The following is an 18,161-nucleotide window of genomic DNA, read 5'->3' as shown; positions in this document are numbered from 1 at the left end:
CGCCAACAAGACTGCCGAATTTGATCTTGTAAAAAAGCACGAGGCAAAGGTGCTTAAGATTCGCGTTGAGGGGCGTTTGAATCGGGAGGATCGAGAAGGAAGTATTGTGATCCCTTGTTTCACATTCGTTGCCGCATGACCTTTTAAAACACGCCTTCAGGCTGAAGGACATGCGATCGAATATTGCGCGAGCCAAGACACATGCAGCATAAAGTCACGTTTAACCGCTTTGTTTTCCTTCTTCTTTCCGCAACGGCCCTGCCATTTTCGGCCGTGGCCGAGGGAGAAGTGCCGGAACCGGTCAAACAGCAGAACCTGCCTTCCATCATCGTCGCACACGCCGCAACACGCGATCTCGTGGACCGCATCATCGCCACCGGCACCATCAGGCCCGTGGACGAAATTTATGTACAGCCGCTAGTCGACGGCCTGTCGATCGACGAACTGAACGTCGATATCGGCGACAGGGTCGAAGCGAATGCGGTTCTGGCCGTGCTTTCCTCGGACAGTCTTCTCCTGCAAAAAAGCCAGCTTGAGGCCAACAGGGCCAAGGCGCAGGCCGCCGTTGCGCAATCCAAGGCGCAGGTTCTGGAGGCTGAGGCCAACAAGGCCGATGCCCTTCGCCAGCGCGACCGCGCCGCCAAGCTCGGCCAGAGCGGTTCCGGTTCCGTCTCCGAGACGGAAAAAACCGAGGCCGCTGCCCAGGTTGCGCAGGCACGCCTTGATGCAGCCAAGCAGACCGTTTCCGCCGGAGAGGCAGACATCAAGGTCGTGGACGCGCAGATTGACGATATCAATCTGAAACTGACGCGCACGGGTGTGAAAACCCCCGTCACCGGCATCGTTTCCGCCAAGAATGCCAAGGTCGGCGCCATCGCCAGCGGCACGGGAAACCCGCTTTTCACGATCATCAAGGACGGCGCGATCGAGCTTGTCGCCGATCTTTCCGAGACTGACATCCAGCGGGTGAAGGCCGGCCAGAAAGCTTTCTTGACGGTTGCCGGCGGAGCCAAAAAAATTGAGGGCAAGGTGCGTCTCGTTTCGCCGACCGTCGATCCGGCCACGCGCCTTGGTTCCGTGCATGTTGTGCTGCCGACGGACAGCCCGGCACGGTCGGGCATGTATGCCAGCGCGGAGATCATCGTAAAAGAGACGAACGCGCTTGCCCTGCCGCTTTCGGCCGTCACCTCCGGGCGTGAAGGCTCGACCACCCGCAAGGTGGAAGGCGACATCGTCAAGCAGGTGAAGATCGAGACCGGCATTGAAGACAGCGGTTTCATCGAGATTGTCAGCGGACTTGCCGCTGGTGACAAGGTTGTCGAGAAAGCTGGAGCATTCGTGCGTGATGGTGACCGGATAAGACCGGTGGAAGCCCAGACGGCTGCGTCCAACTGACTGAGGGAATGAAATGAACTTCTCCGCATGGTCAATCCGTAACCCGATTGCGCCGCTTCTCGGCTTCGCGCTTTTGATGTTCCTCGGCATCCAGGCCTTCAACGCCCTGCCGATCACCCGTTTTCCGAATATCGACGTTCCCGTCGTTGCCGTCACCGTGACCCAGAGCGGCGCTTCGCCGTCCGAGCTGGAAATGCAGGTGACGAAGGAGATCGAAGACGCTGTCGCCGCCATTAGCGGCGTCGACGAAATCCAGTCGACCGTCACCGACGGACAATCCCTGACAACCGTCGTCTTCCGCATCGAAAAGCCGACGGAAGAGGCGGTTCAGGACGTCAAGGACGCTATCGACAAGATCCGCAGCGATCTGCCATCCGACATCGAAGTGCCTGTTGTCAGCAAGATCGACGTGGAAGGCCAGGCAATCCAGACCTTTGCCGTCTCCTCGCCGAACATGACGCTGGAAGAACTGTCCTGGTTCGTGGATGACACCATCAAGCGTTCGCTGCAGGGCAAGTCCGGCATCGGCAAGGTCGACCGTTACGGCGGCGCCGACCGCGAAGTGCGCGTTTCGCTCAGCCCCGAAAAGCTCGACGCCTACGGCATCACCGCAAGCGAAGTGAACGGCCAGCTGCGCGGCACCAATATCGACCTTGGCTCCGGCCGCGGCCAGGTTGGCGGCAACGAACAGACGATCCGCACGCTCGGCGACACCCGCGATGTCACCCAGCTTGCCAACACCACCATCGCGCTCTCCAATGGCCGTTTCGTAAAGCTCGCCGAACTTGGCACCGTCACGGACACCTATGAGGAGCAGAAGTCCTTCTCGCGCTTCAACGGCAACCCCGCCGTTACCTTTGCGGTGTTCCGCTCCAAGGGCGCCAGCGAGGTTTCGGTCGCAAAAACCGTGGCCGAAAGCCTCGATCAGGTCCGCAAGGACCATCCCGACGTCGCGATCCAGATGGTCGATGACGCCGTCTACTTCACCTACGGCAACTATACGGCAGCGCTCGATACGCTGATCGAAGGCGCGGTCCTCGCCGTCATCGTGGTTCTGCTGTTCCTCAGGAACTGGCGCGCTACCCTGATTGCCGCCGTGGCCCTGCCGCTCTCCGCGATCCCGACATTCTGGATCATGGACATCATGGGCTTCTCGCTCAACCTCGTCAGCTTCCTCGCATTGACGCTCGCCACGGGTATTCTCGTGGACGACGCCATCGTGGAAATCGAGAACATCGCCCGCCACATCAAGATGGGCAAGACGCCGTATCGCGCCTCGCTGGAAGCCGCAGACGAAATCGGCCTTGCCGTCATCGCCACCAGCTTCACCATCATCGCCGTCTTCGTGCCCGTGTCGTTCATGCCCGGCATTCCCGGCCAGTACTTCATCCAGTTCGGTCTGACGGTCGCCTTCTCGGTGTTCTTCTCGCTGGCGGTCGCCCGTCTCATCACGCCCTTGATGGCCGCCTATCTCATGCGCGCCGAAGACGCGATGGATGACCATGCCGACAATGACGGCTGGCTGATGAAAGCCTATACGCGCATGGTTTCCGCCACCACCTCCAAATGGTGGGCGCGTTACCTGACGCTGGTCGGCGCCATCGGCTTCCTCATTGCTTCCGTCATGCTTCTAAGCCAGGTGCCGGGCAGCTTCCTGCCGCCGGACGACGCCTCGCGCGTAACGCTTTCGGTGGAACTGCCGCCCAATGCGACGCTGGACGAGACAGACCGGACGACGACCGAAATCTTCCACGCCATCCGCGATATCAACGGTGTGGAAAGCGTCTTCATCCTCGGCGGCGCCTCGCCCAAGGGCGATCTGGAGCTTCGCCGCGCCACCGTCAACGTCATTCTCCAGCATATCGACCATTCGCTGCTGAAAACCCTTGTCAACAAGGGTCTCGGCTCGCTTCCGCTTGTCGGCCAATATCTTCCGAAGATCGAGGAAAAGGGCCGTGTCCGTCCGCAGTGGGATGTGGAGCGGGATATCTTCGCCAAGGTCCACAGCATTCCGGATGTGCGCATCATCAAGCTGAACGACCGCGCGGAACGCGAACTGAGCTTCAACTTCCTCTCGTCCAACGAGAAGGATCTGAACGACGCCGTCGGCATTCTCGAAAGCCGCCTGCGCGCCTCGCCCATCCTTGCCAATGTCAGCTCGGAGGGAGCGCTTCCCCGTCCTGAACTGCAGATCCGCCCGCGCAAGGACGAGATCGCCCGCCTCGGAATCACGCCGCAGCAGATTTCGCAGACGGTGCGTGTCGCCACCATCGGTGACATCGACGCACAGTTGACGAAAATCTCGCTGGACGACCGGCAGATCCCGATCCGCGTGCAGGCATCCATCGATACCCGCCGTGACCTCGCCACCATCCGCGCGCTGAAGGTCAAGACCGCATCCGGTTCGCTGGTGCCGCTCTACAGTGTTGCCGATATCGACTATTCGGAAGGTCCAAGCTCGATCAAGCGCAACGACCGCAACCGCGTCGTCTCCATCGGCTCCGATGTACCGTTCGGCACAGCGCTCGATACATCGACGGCGGAGTTCAAGCGGATCGTTTCGGAAACCGAACTGCCGGCAAGCGTTCGCCTTGCCGAAAGCGGCGATGCCAAGGTGCAGGGCGAAATGCAGCAGGGCTTCGTCAACGCCATGCTGCTCGGCCTGCTGCTGGTGCTGGTGGTACTTATCCTTCTGTTCAAGGATATCATCCAGCCCTTCACCATCCTGTTCTCACTGCCACTCGCCATTGGCGGCGTGGCCGTGGCGCTCATCATCACGCAGAACGCGCTTTCCATGCCCGTTCTCATCGGCATTCTGATGCTGATGGGTATCGTGACGAAAAACGCCATCCTTCTGGTGGACTTCGCCATTGAAATGCGCCGGCACGGCATGGAACGGGTGCATGCCATGGTCGAGGCCGGCCGCAAGCGCGCCCGCCCGATCATCATGACCTCCATCGCCATGTCGGCGGGCATGTTGCCCTCGGCACTTGGCGTCGGCGAAGGCGGCTCCTTCCGCGCGCCGATGGCGATTGCGGTGATCGGTGGCATCATCGTCTCCACGGTGCTGTCCCTGATCGTGGTCCCCGCCTTCTTCCTGATCATGGATGACCTGTCGCGCCTGCTCGCCCACCTCTTCGGCCGCTTTGTCGGCAAGAAGGAAGAGGAGGAAGAGTCGCTCTCCAACGAAAAACTCTCGGAGATCGCCCGCGAAAACAGCCTGGCGCTCTCCTCGCTGGAAGCGCGCGTTGCCGGCATGGAAAAAGGCTCCGGTGAAAAATCCGGTGACAAGGGCAGCAATATATTGCGGTTGCCGCCGCTCGCTGCCGAGTGAAAGTTGAGACGCCGGGTCCAGTGCCCGGCGTTTCCTTTTGTGGTGAGTTTGCTTGGTCGCGACTGCGTTGCGGCTGGCTTCTTCTCGACGCCGGGGAGAAGAGATAGGCCGCACCCGCTCGCTCCACATTTCCCTGTTCCCCGCACAACAACGCCAAACCCATTTGATCGAAATCAATTCGCTTTTCAGGTGAACTGCTAATCTCCCTCGCATCGGGAATTGCCGGTCGAAGGATAATGCGATGAGCTCTTTTCAGATAGGCGTGAGGGAAAAGGAACATCCCCGGTTTCGTATCGCTTCGGACAACCCGGCAAAAGGTTTGAGCGGGAGCCGGATGGACGTGAACAAGACCGTAAAGCTGAGCAACAGGGACAGGAACATTCTGCTGCGCGTGCCCCTGATAGGGATTGCGGATGAAGCGGCGGCGTTGAAATTGATGGAGGCGGCAACCGTCACCAATCTCAATGCCCGCCATGTACTCTTCAAGGAAGGCGAGGCAGCGCAATATTTCTACTGTGTGCTGTCGGGCTATGTCCGCCTTTACCGGCTGGACAGGCACGGGCGCGAGGCGGATGTGCGTGTCAGCGGTCCGGGCGATACCTTCAACGAATGCCTGATCTTCGGCAGCGACAGCTATCGTTACAGCGCGCAGGCGGCAGAAAGCTGCACCGTGGCGCGTTTCGAACTGGCAAGAATCCGCAGCCTTGTGGATCAGGAACCGGCAATCGCCAAGGCCGTGATGCGCTGCCTCTCCAACAGCCTGCTCGGCACCATGGATTGCATTGCCAACGACCGGCTGCAAACCGCGCCGCAACGCGTTGCCCATTACCTGATCAATCAGGGACCGCGCGACGCTACGTCCTTTTCGCTGCGTCTGCCGTTCCAGAAAAGCCTGCTCGCCGGCAAGCTCGGCCTTGCGCCGGAAGCGCTGTCGCGCGCTTTCTCCGCATTGAAAAAGGCGGGCGTCACCGTTCGCGGCCGCATCGTGCAAGTCAATGATGTCGCGGCGCTGAAGCAGATTTGAAGAAGTACCGGGGAGAGGAAGAGGACGGGACGCCTACGGGTATCCCGTCCTCTAATTTTTTGTCGAGCAGGATATCAGACCGGCTGCGGCATGAAGCGGAAGCGATCGCCCTCTCGCTCGACGCGGAAAAATCCGCCAAGATGGCCGCCGGAAACCAGCCAGCCGTGATCGGCAACCTGGGTCAGCGCATCGAGACGTGTCGAATAGGCAGTTTCGGAATCGATATCATAGACAAAACCGATACCCGGATCGTCCGCCTGCAACGCGCTCACATGCAGCACATCGCCCCACAATAACAGCCGGTCATCGCCATTACCGATGAGATAGCCGGTATGGCCAGGCGTATGGCCGGGCATGGCGATGGCTTCCATACCCTCGGCAATCCTGCCAGTTGGGATTGGCCGCAGCATGGCACCACAAATGTCGAGCAGCCGGGCGGCAATATCGAAGGCGCCCTGCCTCGCAGGCGGCAATGTCTTGCGTGCATCCTCGCTGGTGAAAAAGGCAAGATCGGCCTCGGGCACCCATATGTCCGCATTGGGAAAATAAGGCCGGTCGCCGTCGATAAGTCCCAGCGCATGGTCGCCGTGAATATGGGTGAGGATAACTCGGCTGACATCATCAGGCTGAATCCCAGCGGCAATCATCCCCGCACGGGCATGGCCGTAGGTCGGCCCCCAGGCCGTGCCGCAACCGGTGTCTATCAGCGAAATACCATCAGGCCCTGACAGCACAAAACAGTTGACGTCCATATCCACCGTTTCGCCCTCATGCCCGGCAAGCGCCGCCGCCAGCGCATCCGCGCCCTGCCGGTGGATGAGGTGGCCGAGAGGCGCCTTGTAGACACCATCGACAAAACGGGAAACGTCATAGGGACCAAAACGGAGGGGCGTGGTCATGTCTCAGAGACCGCCCTGCTCTTTCAGGAAACCGACGATGCGATCAACACCCTCGCCGCGCTTCATGTCGGTAAAGACGAAAGGCATGGCATTGCGCATGCGGGTGGCATCACTGTCCATCACCGTCAGATCAGCGCCGACGTAAGGGGCAAGGTCTTTCTTGTTGATGACCAGCAGGTCCGAGCGGGTGATGCCCGGCCCGCCCTTGCGCGGAATTTCCTCGCCCTGACAGACGGAGATCACATAGATGGTGATATCGGCAAGATCGGGCGAGAAAGTCGCCGCAAGATTGTCGCCACCGGATTCGATGAAGACAACATCGAGATCGGGAAAGCGCGCATTGAGACCGGCAATCGCCTGCAGATTGATCGTCGCATCCTCACGGATGGCGGTATGCGGACATCCGCCCGTCTCCACTCCAACGATACGCTCGGACGGCAGCGCCTGCATGCGCACCAGCGCTTCCGCATCCTCCTTGGTGTAGATATCGTTGGTAACGACGGCGACGGAGTAATCGGCGCTCATCGCCTTGCAAAGCTTTTCCGTCAGCGCGGTCTTGCCGGAACCGACCGGCCCGCCAATGCCGACGCGCAGCGGACCGTTGCCCGATTTCATGCCCGATGTCACAACCATGTTCCCTTCAATATGCTTTGATGTTGTCCCACCATAACGCTTCGCACGACCGCTTCAAGGGCGGCAATGCTGCATTGCGGCGAGATATTCAGGAGCGGAAAAGCCGCGTTCCCTGCATCTCGTGCCGCATGGTCGCGGTGTCGGCGATAACAGTGGCGCTGCCGAGATCGTTGAGCGTGGATTGCACGGCCCGTGCCGCCATTTCGCCGATCGTCGCCTCGCTTGCGGCGAGAATGGCAACGCCGTCCTTCTGCCCCGCGACGCCGAGGCGGATACCGGCGGAGACGATCTGCGAGACACCGGCATGCAGGAATGCGGCAACCGTTTCCCGAAGCGGCACGCCATGCCCTGCCGCCACCGCACCTATGGCAACAGGATAAGGAACCTCTTTCGGCAACAGCTCAAGAACCGCGTGCGGCCAGGCGCCGGCGGCGGCAACGAATGCATCGCCGAGGAGCACCGTCTCGCGGTAGCGCTCCGCAGAACCGGCGAGCGCGCGAGCCAGATCCGCCGCTTCGCTCAGGGCGACGGCGTCCTTTCGATTACGCCAGGCATCAGCCAGAAATACCGCATCGTTCCACAGACTGCCGGAACGCAGAAGCACCTCCACCCAGCCGTAAAGGCCGGCGGCATCACTGACGCGCCGGTCCTCCACCGCCTTTTCAAGGCCGCCAGAATAGGAAAAGCCGCCGACAGGAAAGGCCGGCGACATCCAGGCCATGAGCCGCAGCAGCGCGGCAACGCCGCGATCTTCGCTCATGCCTCAGCCATGGTCGTGATGGTGACCATGGTCATGCCCGTGCCCGTGCCCGTGGGAATGGCCGCCATGGGCGTGGTAAGCACCGCGCGCCGGCTGGAAAGGTTCTTCCACATCACGCACTGTTGCGCCAAGACCTTCCAGCATGGCGCGGATCACGTGGTCACGCAGGATGAGAATACGCTCCTCCTCGATCTGCGCCGAAAGGTGCCGGTTGCCCAGATGCCAGGCAAGCTCGATCAGGTGAAGACGGTCCTTCGCCTTGATTTCGAACAGCTTTTCGTCCGCAGCGCGAACCTCCACCAGATCACCGTTCTCCACCACCAGCAGGTCGCCATGGGCAAACAGTACAGCTTCCTTCAAATCCAACATCACCATCTCGTCATTCTGCAAATGCAGAAGTTTGCGGCGCAGATGTCGCTGGTCATGCGCGAGAGTGACATAACCTGAAGGTTCGTCGGCTGGAGTTCCGGCGGGGTGATAGGACGTGACGCGCAGCATGGGATGATCCATTTCAGAAACAGTCTTGGGGTTCCGATTGTTGACGGATAGCCCGGCCGATTTCAAGGCGTGTTTTCAGGTCGAACGCGTCTCGGGAAACGAAAAAGCCCGGCATCGCTGCCGGGCCTTGTCAAAAAAAGCAAACCGCAATCAGGCCGCAGCGCGGCTCTTCAGGTTTTCCAGAATGTTCTGCGGCGAGGAAACGCCGTAAGGGTCGGTATCGCTATTGTCGCAATAGCCCTCTTCCTCGAACCACTGCTCCACCAGACCGTCGTTGATGACGGCGGCGTAACGCCAGGAGCGCATGCCGAAACCGAGATTGTCCTTGGCGACCAGCATGCCCATCTTGCGGGTGAACTCGCCCGAACCGTCAGGAATGACCTTGACGTTTTCGAGGTTCTGGCCTTTTGCCCAGGCGTTCATCACGAAGGCATCGTTGACCGACAGGCAATAGATTTCATCGACGCCGAGCGCGCGGAATTCGCCCGCGAGCTTTTCGAAATCGGGAAGCTGGTAGGTCGAGCAAGTCGGCGTGAAAGCGCCGGGCAACGAGAAAAGAACGACCTTTTTGCCCTTGAAGTAATCGTCGGAGGTCATGTCCTGCCAACGGAAAGGGTTGGGGCCACCAACGGCCTCGTCGCGAACACGCGTGCGGAAGGTAACGGCGGGCACTTTTTTGCCGAGCATGTCTTGTCTCCTGATCTGTCTTCAATTTTCTGGCGTTTCGCACGGATCGCTTGGGACCGATCCGCACGGAATTCTTTTGCCGTTTCTTTAGCGCAAGATGCGCTGCGGTGCAGCATAAAAATCGGATTACCAGACGTCAAATCAACGAAACGTCGCACCGCGGGAAGATCAATTGTGCAGCGCTACCGACCAGCGCAACAGTGGCGGCAACGGTGTCCACCAGCCGGTGCGAATGCCGGCTTGCCCCAGCATGGCGGCAGACCACGTGTTGCAGCCGGCCAGCGCATTGAACCAGCCATTCGCCTCGAAAAATCCATCCGTCAGGCTGTAGGAAGCACCGGGTATAAGCTTAACTTTGCCATTGTCCCGCAGGAAGCTCGCACGAATGCCCGCCACAAGTCGCTGATATCCCGCTTCGGAAATGCGAAGGCGCTTCACCCCGGCAAGGTCGGCGGGAAAATCCCCCGTCACATCCACATGCATCACCGACTGGTCGAGTGTCAGAGAGCGCAAGACCGGCATCGGCTTCAGGTCGGCCCATGTCGGCGTCTGTATGTAAAACGACCGGCCACCCCAGCCGAACACCAGATAGGCAGCAGCCGGATGGTTGACCGCGATACCGCCCTCCTGCAATTCGGAAAAGACCCGCCGCAGATCGTCATCAACAGGCAGGGCGATATCGGTATGGATCGGATTGGATAACAGCAATATCTCGCGATCCCTCACGCCGCTTGTTTCATCGGCAAAAAAGGGTCGCGGCACGACGGTGCCGAGCACAAGAAGCAGGATGATCAGCAGCAGGCCACCGCCGATCCACCTTGTGATAAATCTCACCACGAAACGCCGTCAGAACAGGAAATAACGCTGCGCCATCGGCAGCACCGTCGCCGGTTCACAGGTCAGAAGCTCGCCATCGGCGCGCACCTCATACGTTTCCGGGTCAACCTCAATATGCGGGGTCAGCGAATTGTGGATCATCGAGGCCTTGGAAATGCCGCCGCGCACGTTCTTCACCGCCATCAGCTTCTTGGCAACACCAAGACGCCCTGCAAGGCCGGCATCCAACGACGCCTGACTGACAAATGTAACCGAGGAATTGGTGCGCAGCTTGCCATAGGCGGCAAACATGGGGCGGTAATGCATCGGCTGCGGCGTGGGAATGGAGGCATTCGGATCGCCCATCGGTGCCGCGGCGATGGAACCGCCGAGCAACACCATCTCAGGCTTCACGCCGAAGAATGCCGGGTTCCACAACACCAGATCGGCACGCTTGCCGACTTCGATGGAGCCGATCTCATGGCTGACGCCCTGCGCGATGGCCGGGTTGATGGTGTATTTGGCGATGTAACGGCGGACGCGGAAATTGTCGTTTTCGCCGGTCTCTTCCTTCAGGCGGCCGCGCTGGCGCTTCATCTTGTCAGCTGTCTGCCAGGTGCGGATCGCCACTTCACCGACACGGCCCATGGCCTGGCTGTCGGAGGAAATGATCGAGAACGCGCCGATATCGTGGAGAATATCCTCCGCCGCGATGGTTTCCTTGCGGATGCGGCTTTCGGCAAAGGCGATATCCTCAGGGATGGACGACGACAGGTGGTGGCACACCATCAGCATATCCAGATGTTCGGCCAGTGTATTGATGGTGTAGGGCCGCGTCGGGTTGGTGGAAGACGGGATGACGTTCGGATTGCCGCAGACCTTGATGATATCAGGCGCATGGCCGCCGCCTGCCCCTTCGGTGTGGAAGGCATGGATGGTGCGGCCCTTGATGGCGGCAACCGTGTCTTCCACGAAACCGCTCTCGTTCAGCGTATCGGTGTGGATCATCACCTGCACGTCATATTCGTCAGCCACCGTCAGGCAATTGTCGATGGCGGCGGGCGTCGTGCCCCAGTCCTCGTGCAACTTCAGCGATGAGGCACCGGCAAGGATCATCTCTTCCAGCGGCGCGGGCAACGAAGCATTGCCCTTGCCCGCCAATGCGAGGTTCATCGGGAAAGCATCGAAGCTCTCGATCATCCGCTCGATGTGCCACGCGCCGGTGCAGGTGGTGGCAAGCGTGCCATGCGCGGGGCCGGAACCGCCGCCCAGCATGCAGGTAACGCCGCTCATCAGCGCTTCTTCGATCTGCTGCGGGCAGATGAAGTGGATATGTGCATCCATGCCGCCGGCAGTCAGAATCTTGCCTTCGCCGGCAATCGCCTCTGTCGAAGGGCCGACAATGATTGTCACGCCCGGCTGCGTATCGGGGTTGCCCGCCTTGCCGATGGCGTGGATGCGCCCGTTCTTCAGGCCCACATCCGCTTTGTAGATGCCGCTATGGTCGACGATGACGACGTTGGTGATGACGGTATCGACAGCGCCCTCGGCCCGCGTCGCCTGGCTCTGGCCCATGCCGTCGCGAATGACCTTGCCACCGCCGAATTTCACTTCCTCGCCATAGGTCGTGTAGTCCTTCTCGATCTCGATGAAGAGTTCGGTATCGGCAAGACGCACCTTGTCGCCGACGGTCGGGCCGAACATGCCGGCATAGGCGGCGCGGGAAATCTTGTAAGGCATGGGTTCAGGCTCCTTCGGACGCGGAGAAAATCGATATGGGAGAAATTCGTGTCAGCCGGCCCTCGTGTGTGAGGGCCTCTACAAGCTGTTTTTCGGCGGCAAACGGATGCCCGTTCCAGCCGTGATGACCAAAGCCCGCAATCGCCACCTCGTCATCACCGCCGCTCACGGTCTCCAGAACATGGGCGATGGCAAGAAGCCCGGTGCTCGGGCAGACGTAAGGGGCGGGCGCATAGACCTGCAATGCGTGATCAAGCCGCTCATGCACCCCGCGCGGAATGACGAGGTGGCTCTTGCCGGTCTCTTCGGCTAATGCTGCGAAACCGGCGGTATAATCGGCACAAAAATCGGTCAGTTCGGGCCAGCGAGCGCGGATATCCGGCTCCATCTGCGAAAATTTCGCGGGATCGCGCACCGACCAGATGGCGGAAGCCTGCTGCACCCCCTCATTGTCGCGCCACGCGGCCCCTTCGCTCATCTCGCGGCCGGGCCGGCCGGTGTTGCAAACGGCCACCACATCCGTGCGGCTGCCGCCAGCGCCCAGCGAACGGCAATCGTTGAAGCGGATGACAATGTCGGAAAGGTCGATGAGATCAGCCACGCCCTGCGGCATTTCTCCGTTTCCGACAATCATGATCCGCCGCCCCATACCGTTCAGAAACCTTCGGACAACTGGCGCAGTTCGTCAGCGCGCTTGTTGCTCATATCGGCCAGGCATGAGGAAACCAGCATCGGCTCCATCGTGCCGCCACGCGCCTGAAACCCGAAGGCATCACAATTGGCATCGCGAAACGCCACCCACGCACGCTGGGCGGCAACCAATGCATCAACGGCACCCTTGCCGCTTTCGTCTGCCGTCTTGTCACGCTCGGCAAGCTGCTTGCGAACCTTCTGGTAGGCGGCGTTCAACTGCTTGTCGGCCTTTTCGTAATCCTTGCCGGCGCAGATGGTCATATCGGCCTGCGTTTGCGGCGAGGTGCAATCGGGCGCGTCATCGGCAAATGCGGAAGACGCCGCAAGAGACAGCAGGACAGCCGCACCGAAACAGAATTTTTTCAAAGTCATGGCCATCACTCAGGCAGCCGCGCCATCGAAAGCCTGCGGCTTCAGCGCACGCGGATCGACACCATCAAGGCAATTGGTATTCACCGCCACCATCGGCGTCCCATCCGGCCCATCGGCATAGGCAAAACTCTCAATGCCGCAGGTGGAGCAGAACAGATGATGGATCTTGTGCTTGTTGAAGAGATATTCCGTCAGCTTGTCGTCGCCGGAAAGCAGGGTGAATTTTTCGCGCGGCGCAAAGGCAAGCGTCGAACCCAAGCGCTTGCAGCGCGAGCAATTGCACACGACCGTGTGGTCGAGATCGGCATCGACCTCGAAGCTCACGTCGCCGCATCGGCAACTTCCGTGATAATGCGCCGTCGCCATCTCATAACCTCCCCATGATCTGTTGACGAAACCCGTAAACCTCACGCTTGCCGGAAAGCGGCACCAGCGTCACTTCCCGTTTCTGGCCGGGTTCAAAACGAACCGCAGTACCAGCCGGAATGTCGAGACGCATGCCGCGCACCTTGTCGCGGTCGAAGACAAGACCCGCATTGGTCTCGAAGAAATGGTAATGGCTGCCCACCTGAACCGGCCGGTCACCGGTATTGGCCACCTCGATCGTCACCGTCGGCTGGCCGGCATTGAGTTCGATGGTGCCCTCTGCGGCAATGATTTCGCCTGGTTTCATGGTGCTCCCCTTTGTCTCTCTCAAGCAGCGGTGGCTGCCGCGCAGCCTTCAGCCTTCAGCACCCGTGTCGTCGATGCCGGATTGTTGACGAGTTTGGCCGCCGGGCGGATGGGCCTGCGAACCAGCTCGCCGCCGCAATTCGGGCAGGCGCCTTTGAGCACATCCGTCGCGCAATCGGCGCAAAAGGTGCATTCGAACGAGCAGATCATCGCATCTCGACTGTCGGGGGCAAGATCACGGTCGCAGCATTCGCAATTGGGCCGAAGCTCCAGCGCCATATCGTCCCCCTCAGCGTATCGGTTCGTGAACGGTCACAAGCTTGGTGCCGTCGGGAAATGTTGCTTCCACCTGCACATCATGGATCATGTCGGCGATGCCTTCCATAACCTGATCGCGGGAAATGACATGCGCGCCGGCTTCCATCAGGTCGGCCACCGCGCGACCATCGCGGGCGCCCTCGACAACGAAATCGGTAATCAGCGCAATCGCTTCCGGGTAATTCAGCTTCACGCCACGCTCCAGCCGGCGGCGCGCCACCATGGCGGCCATGGAAATCAGCAGCTTGTCTTTTTCTCTCGGAGTAAGGTTCATCGTCGTCCCGCAGCTTTCGCACCTGCCCCGCAAAACACAGTGTTTCGGGGGCTGATCCGACTTGTTTGACAGACCCCGGAAGGTCGCCTGTCGCGGGCGATCCGGAGCTTTACAGATTCCAGACTTTCGGCACTGGCGCGCCGTTTCGCAAGAGCGAAATGATCGGAAAAAGTATTTTTCTAAGGGAGAAGCCGTCGGCGGCGGACACGCGCACGACAAGCTTGCCCTGCCATTCGCTGGCGCCGCCGCTTTCACCGGCAATAGCCCGGATTTTAGGCAAAAGCGCCTCGGCCAGAGGCCCGATATAAAGAAGCGTGGCAAAGGCCACCTGCCCGGCAAGCACCGCCGGTTTTGCAGTCAGCTCCGCCACTTCTCCCGCAAGCAACAGCTCTTCGGCATGTACCAGCCGGCCGCCATGGCGAATGCGCCATCGATCCCGGAACAGGCCATGCTGCATCGCTTCGCCCATGGCCTGACGCCCGAGCAGCACGGCTTCGACGGCGATGAATTCGGAGGTTGCGTCGAGATCGGCTTCCAGCCTGCGGGTCAGCGACGCGCGGTCGAAAAGAATGGTTTCCTGCGGCAGCCAGTGCAACCGGGCGCCCGGCCCTGCGGAAACGCGGGCGGTGACGGTGGCGGTTCCGGAGGATGCCTTGTAGACCTTCTCGCAGGCCTGCGTCGTCACCACCAGCGAGGTGCCGGCCCCGGCAACAGCCTGCCATTCCATTTCATCTCCGCCGGTCAATCCGCCGGAGGAGTTGATGAGGATGGCCTCGATCTCGTTGGAAAACGTATCCGGCAGGCGGATCTTGGCGCAACCTTCCTGGAACAATTGGTCCAGCCGGCTGCGCCCTTCGACTGCCTTGGTTACAATGCGTCCTCTGCCACGGGCGCGCTGCTGCCGGGCAGGTTCGCCGTCTTCGAGACCGGAAGGGCGGATGGCTTGCTGTTCTGACTGCACGCGGTCTCCGAAACGGTTGCGGAAGCGGACCCGGCCTTGGCGCCGCAATCTTTTTTGACGACGGCATCCACCACCATCTGTCCTTCCGTGTTGCGGAAGAAATCCCACATTCTTTCCGCCGCATCAACCGTGCGCGTCACTTCGCCTGTGGGCATCTTGCGCTCCACGGCGGGTTCCGCCTTCGGCGTCTGCTCGCCACCCGGCTTGCGGGTAAGGACCGCCGACGCTGCCAGCACTTCCGCCTTCATGGTGGCGCGCGGCCAGGCATGGTCCCAATTGTCAATGACGTAGGACTGGATACGTGCCCCGCCCTTGCAAACGTCATAGGAATTGACGGTGAAGCTCTCGCCCGGTCTGGTTTTCGCGCCGCCCTTGCAGCCGTCCATTTCCGCCCAGCGTTTCAGCGCCGTCTCGCCGCCATATTGCCAGTAGGACTTGCCACCACCCTGATAGGGATTGGCCGGATCCTTCAGACCCGCAAAGGCGATGATCGACATTGGCCGCGCCGGCTTGCAGCTTGCCGCATCCGGTCCCCATTTGCCCTCTGTCTCCAACGGATAACCCGCGCGCAACGATGCAACGAAGCCGGCAGCGGTGAAATCCGCGCTGCCATTGCAGATGAATTGCGACAGCATGCGCCCGCCGCCGGAATAACCGGAACCGTAAAAGCGCTCCTCATCCACGCAGAACTTGCCTTTCACCATGGCAATTGCATCGCGAATGAAGCTCACCTCATCCAGCCCGCCGGGACGGGTGGTAACACCAGGAACATTCCAGGCATGGGTGCCGGGCAATTCGCCATTGAGGCTGCCCGCCAGCGCCACCACCATCAGGCCGTCGCGCTCGGCAAGCTTGTCCCAGCCGCTGCGGTTCAGCTGTCCGTGCGGATTGCTGTTGGAGCCGTGGAAATCGAACACGACAGGCACCGGTTTTTTTCCGTCATAGGCCGATGGAACGAAATAAACGCCTTCGCGTTTCTGACCACTGGAGAGAATGGAAAAATCATGCCTGCCCGGTTCCACGCCGGGTTGAGCAAGCTGACCGCAGGTCGAGGCCGACGCTGCGACACTCGCGCTCGCGCAGATCGCAAGACCCAGAAACAGGGTACGGGCGGAGCGGAACAGCCGGGCAGCCCGGCCAAGGGCAAAGTCTTGATGCATTGACACGCCTTTATTGGGCACGGTTTCCCCGACGATACGTCGGACGCGCGTGGAATGTAAGGGATCAACTGTCGCGGCGTGCGAATAGACTTCGTCTGTGTCTCGCATGCAGCATTTCCGCTGCCAATATCACAGGCGTTTATTCAATGAAATGCTAAAATTGCGCATAAAAGCCATGCAGACACGCATAGACTTTCAAAATATTAATCGGACGTTTGCACGCCGTGATCGGCGTGCGTGGCTTCTAGTCTCGATTTATACTGTCAGATGGCGACGCGCCTCGGGCGTATCCAGCGTTTCGGCAAGCCCCTCATGCACAATTTCGCCCCGGTCCATGATGTAGACATAGTCGGCAAGCTCACGGCAGAAATCCAGATATTGCTCGACCAGCAGGATCGCCATACCGGTGGAATCCCTGAGATATTTGATTGCGCGACCGATATCCTTGATGATCGACGGCTGAATGCCTTCGGTCGGCTCGTCGAGAACGAGGATTTTCGGCCGCGTCACCAGCGCCCGGCCGATGGCGAGCTGCTGCTGCTGGCCACCGGACAGGTCGCCGCCGCGTCTGCCCAGCATGGATTGCAGCACCGGAAACAGGCTGAAAATATCGTCGGGAATGAAACGCTCCTTGCGCGGCAGCGGCGCATAACCGCTTTCAAGGTTTTCCTGCACGCTGAGCAGCGGAAAGATTTCACGCCCCTGTGGCACGTAGCCGACGCCGCGCTTGGCCCGGTGGTAAGGCGCCAGCCCATCCAGTGCCGCCCCTTCAAAGCTGATCGACCCGCCACTGATGGCATGCTGGCCGGTGACCGCGCGCAACAACGAGCTTTTGCCTACGCCGTTGCGGCCGAGAACACAGGTGATCTTGCCCATCTCCGCTTTCAGCGACACGCCCCGCAGGGCTTGGGCTGCGCCATAGTGGAGGTTGATGTTTTCGACATTCAGCATGGTGCAACTCCATTGATGCTTTGGTGGGCGGCGCTACCCCCCTCTGCCCTGCCGGGCATCTCCCCCACACGGAGGGAAATCAGATGCCGTTCCCGCTCGTCCCATCGCCTACTGGTCTTGGGGCAGGGTGTTAGCCGCTTGCCGATCTCCCCCCTTGTGGGGGAGATGCCCGGCAGGGCAGAGGGGGGTAAAGCCGCAGACGCTTCCATCACCGCCCCAGATAATTCTCGATCACCTTCGGATCGCTGGACACAAAATCGATCGACCCTTCGGCCAGCACTGAGCCCTCGGCAAGACACGTCACCTTCACGCCCAGCTCGCGGATGAAGCCCATGTCGTGCTCCACCACCACGACCGAGCGGGTCTTGGCGATTTCCTTCAGAAGCACGGCGGTTTCGGCTGTCTCCGCATCCGTCATGCCCGCCACCGGCTCGTCCACCAGCAGCAGCTTCGGTTCCTGTGCCAAGAGCATGCCAATCTCCAGCCACTGTTTCTGGCCGTGGGAGAGGTTGGCCGCGAGATCGCCGCGGCGGTGGCTGAGACGCACGGTGGCGAGGATTTCCTCGATACGCGCCTTGTCCTCCGCTGTGAGCCTGTAGAACAGCGTGGCGAAGACGCCGCGTTTGCGGTTCAACGCCAGTTCCAGATTGTCCCAGACGGTATGGCTTTCAAACACCGTTGGCTTCTGGAATTTACGCCCGATGCCCAGCTGGGCAATGTCCGCCTCGTCCTTTTTCGTGAGGTCGATGCTGTCTTCGAACAGCACCGTGCCGGTATCCGGCCGGGTCTTGCCGGTGATGATATCCATCATCGTCGTCTTGCCGGCGCCATTCGGACCGATGATGGCCCGCAGCTCGCCCGGCTCCACCACGAAGGACAGGGAATTGAGCGCCCTGAACCCGTCGAAGGAAACGGAAACACCGTCGAGATAAAGCAGGCTTTTGGTTCTGTTTTCGGAAACCGTGTTCATATCA

General features: G+C 60.4%; 20 protein-coding genes. 3 read left to right on the top strand and 17 right to left on the bottom strand.

All coding sequences use genetic code 11. The annotated features are described in order from the left end of the window. Positions 1-201 precede the first annotated feature (201 nt). The 3 genes from AB4Z23_RS08620 to AB4Z23_RS08610 all read left to right on the top strand — a co-directional run bounded on the left by AB4Z23_RS08620 (position 202) and on the right by AB4Z23_RS08610 (position 5,753). On the top strand, positions 202-1,395 hold the full coding sequence (locus AB4Z23_RS08620) for an efflux RND transporter periplasmic adaptor subunit (protein WP_421477359.1): 1,194 nt from the start codon (positions 202-204) through the stop codon (positions 1,393-1,395). A 13-nt stretch (positions 1,396-1,408) separates the two neighbouring features. Continuing rightward, a complete protein-coding gene (locus AB4Z23_RS08615; protein WP_038491998.1) occupies positions 1,409-4,729 on the top strand; it encodes an efflux RND transporter permease subunit in 3,321 nt (1,106 codons plus the stop codon). Between the two features lie 334 nt (positions 4,730-5,063). Then, positions 5,064-5,753 carry a Crp/Fnr family transcriptional regulator gene (locus tag AB4Z23_RS08610; RefSeq protein WP_019565122.1) on the top strand — a complete coding sequence of 230 codons (690 nt, stop codon included), beginning with the start codon at positions 5,064-5,066 and terminating at the stop codon, positions 5,751-5,753. 74 nt (positions 5,754-5,827) lie between these two features. On the opposite strand, the gene aidB is transcribed toward AB4Z23_RS08610, so the two are convergent. The 17 genes from aidB to urtD form a co-directional block, all read right to left on the bottom strand. Then, positions 5,828-6,652, bottom strand: coding sequence for an AidB family quorum-quenching N-acyl homoserine lactonase (aidB, locus tag AB4Z23_RS08605; RefSeq protein WP_421477361.1), 825 nt, complete (start codon positions 6,650-6,652; stop codon positions 5,828-5,830). Positions 6,653-6,655: 3 nt separating this feature from the next. Beyond that, positions 6,656-7,267: an urease accessory protein UreG gene (ureG, locus tag AB4Z23_RS08600; protein ID WP_013636707.1), complete on the bottom strand. Its 612-nt coding sequence runs from the start codon at positions 7,265-7,267 to the stop codon at positions 6,656-6,658. A 106-nt stretch (positions 7,268-7,373) separates the two neighbouring features. Beyond that, complete coding sequence (locus tag AB4Z23_RS08595; RefSeq protein ID WP_421477363.1) at positions 7,374-8,045, bottom strand: urease accessory protein UreF; 672 nt, start codon at positions 8,043-8,045, stop codon at positions 7,374-7,376. Positions 8,046-8,048: 3 nt separating this feature from the next. Continuing rightward, entirely contained in the window at positions 8,049-8,543 is a 495-nt protein-coding gene (ureE, locus tag AB4Z23_RS08590; RefSeq protein ID WP_038492924.1) for an urease accessory protein UreE, read from the bottom strand. A 150-nt stretch (positions 8,544-8,693) separates the two neighbouring features. Next, complete coding sequence (locus AB4Z23_RS08585) at positions 8,694-9,230, bottom strand: peroxiredoxin (RefSeq protein WP_013636710.1); 537 nt, start codon at positions 9,228-9,230, stop codon at positions 8,694-8,696. A 168-nt stretch (positions 9,231-9,398) separates the two neighbouring features. Beyond that, the gene (locus AB4Z23_RS08580; RefSeq protein WP_421477365.1) at positions 9,399-10,067 is read right to left on the bottom strand and encodes a TIGR02117 family protein; all 669 of its coding nucleotides are present in this window, start codon (positions 10,065-10,067) and stop codon (positions 9,399-9,401) included. A gap of 9 nt (positions 10,068-10,076) precedes the next feature. After that, a complete protein-coding gene (gene ureC / locus AB4Z23_RS08575) occupies positions 10,077-11,786 on the bottom strand; it encodes an urease subunit alpha (RefSeq protein ID WP_013636712.1) in 1,710 nt (569 codons plus the stop codon). Positions 11,787-11,790: 4 nt separating this feature from the next. After that, complete coding sequence (locus AB4Z23_RS08570; RefSeq protein ID WP_421477367.1) at positions 11,791-12,435, bottom strand: Urease operon accessory protein; 645 nt, start codon at positions 12,433-12,435, stop codon at positions 11,791-11,793. A gap of 5 nt (positions 12,436-12,440) precedes the next feature. After that, entirely contained in the window at positions 12,441-12,851 is a 411-nt protein-coding gene (locus AB4Z23_RS08565; protein ID WP_003513903.1) for a lysozyme inhibitor LprI family protein, read from the bottom strand. A 9-nt stretch (positions 12,852-12,860) separates the two neighbouring features. Beyond that, the gene (locus tag AB4Z23_RS08560; protein WP_421477369.1) at positions 12,861-13,217 is read right to left on the bottom strand and encodes a GFA family protein; all 357 of its coding nucleotides are present in this window, start codon (positions 13,215-13,217) and stop codon (positions 12,861-12,863) included. A gap of 1 nt (position 13,218) precedes the next feature. Then, positions 13,219-13,524 carry an urease subunit beta gene (locus tag AB4Z23_RS08555; protein WP_003491734.1) on the bottom strand — a complete coding sequence of 102 codons (306 nt, stop codon included), beginning with the start codon at positions 13,522-13,524 and terminating at the stop codon, positions 13,219-13,221. Between the two features lie 20 nt (positions 13,525-13,544). Then, positions 13,545-13,802 (bottom strand): DUF1272 domain-containing protein, encoded by a 258-nt coding sequence (locus AB4Z23_RS08550; RefSeq protein ID WP_013636714.1) that lies wholly within the window; start codon positions 13,800-13,802, stop codon positions 13,545-13,547. Positions 13,803-13,812: 10 nt separating this feature from the next. Beyond that, positions 13,813-14,115, bottom strand: a complete 303-nt coding sequence (locus AB4Z23_RS08545; RefSeq protein ID WP_003513909.1) for an urease subunit gamma — start codon at positions 14,113-14,115, stop codon at positions 13,813-13,815. A 109-nt stretch (positions 14,116-14,224) separates the two neighbouring features. Continuing rightward, positions 14,225-15,076 (bottom strand): urease accessory protein UreD, encoded by an 852-nt coding sequence (locus AB4Z23_RS08540; protein WP_013636715.1) that lies wholly within the window; start codon positions 15,074-15,076, stop codon positions 14,225-14,227. Beyond that, positions 14,983-16,236 carry an alpha/beta hydrolase family esterase gene (locus AB4Z23_RS08535; protein WP_019565111.1) on the bottom strand — a complete coding sequence of 418 codons (1,254 nt, stop codon included), beginning with the start codon at positions 16,234-16,236 and terminating at the stop codon, positions 14,983-14,985. Before AB4Z23_RS08535 ends, AB4Z23_RS08540 begins: the two co-directional genes overlap by 94 nt. A 255-nt stretch (positions 16,237-16,491) precedes the next feature. After that, on the bottom strand, positions 16,492-17,187 hold the full coding sequence (gene urtE, locus AB4Z23_RS08530; RefSeq protein ID WP_003513916.1) for an urea ABC transporter ATP-binding subunit UrtE: 696 nt from the start codon (positions 17,185-17,187) through the stop codon (positions 16,492-16,494). 208 nt (positions 17,188-17,395) lie between these two features. Next, positions 17,396-18,157 carry an urea ABC transporter ATP-binding protein UrtD gene (gene urtD, locus AB4Z23_RS08525; RefSeq protein ID WP_003513917.1) on the bottom strand — a complete coding sequence of 254 codons (762 nt, stop codon included), beginning with the start codon at positions 18,155-18,157 and terminating at the stop codon, positions 17,396-17,398. Positions 18,158-18,161 lie beyond the last annotated feature (4 nt).

Source organism: Agrobacterium sp. MCAB5 (assembly GCF_052114365.1).
GTDB classification, from domain to species: Bacteria; Pseudomonadota; Alphaproteobacteria; order Rhizobiales; family Rhizobiaceae; genus Agrobacterium; species Agrobacterium tumefaciens.
Note: the sequence above shows the minus strand (reverse complement) of the source record. Positions and strands in the feature narration are given on the sequence as shown.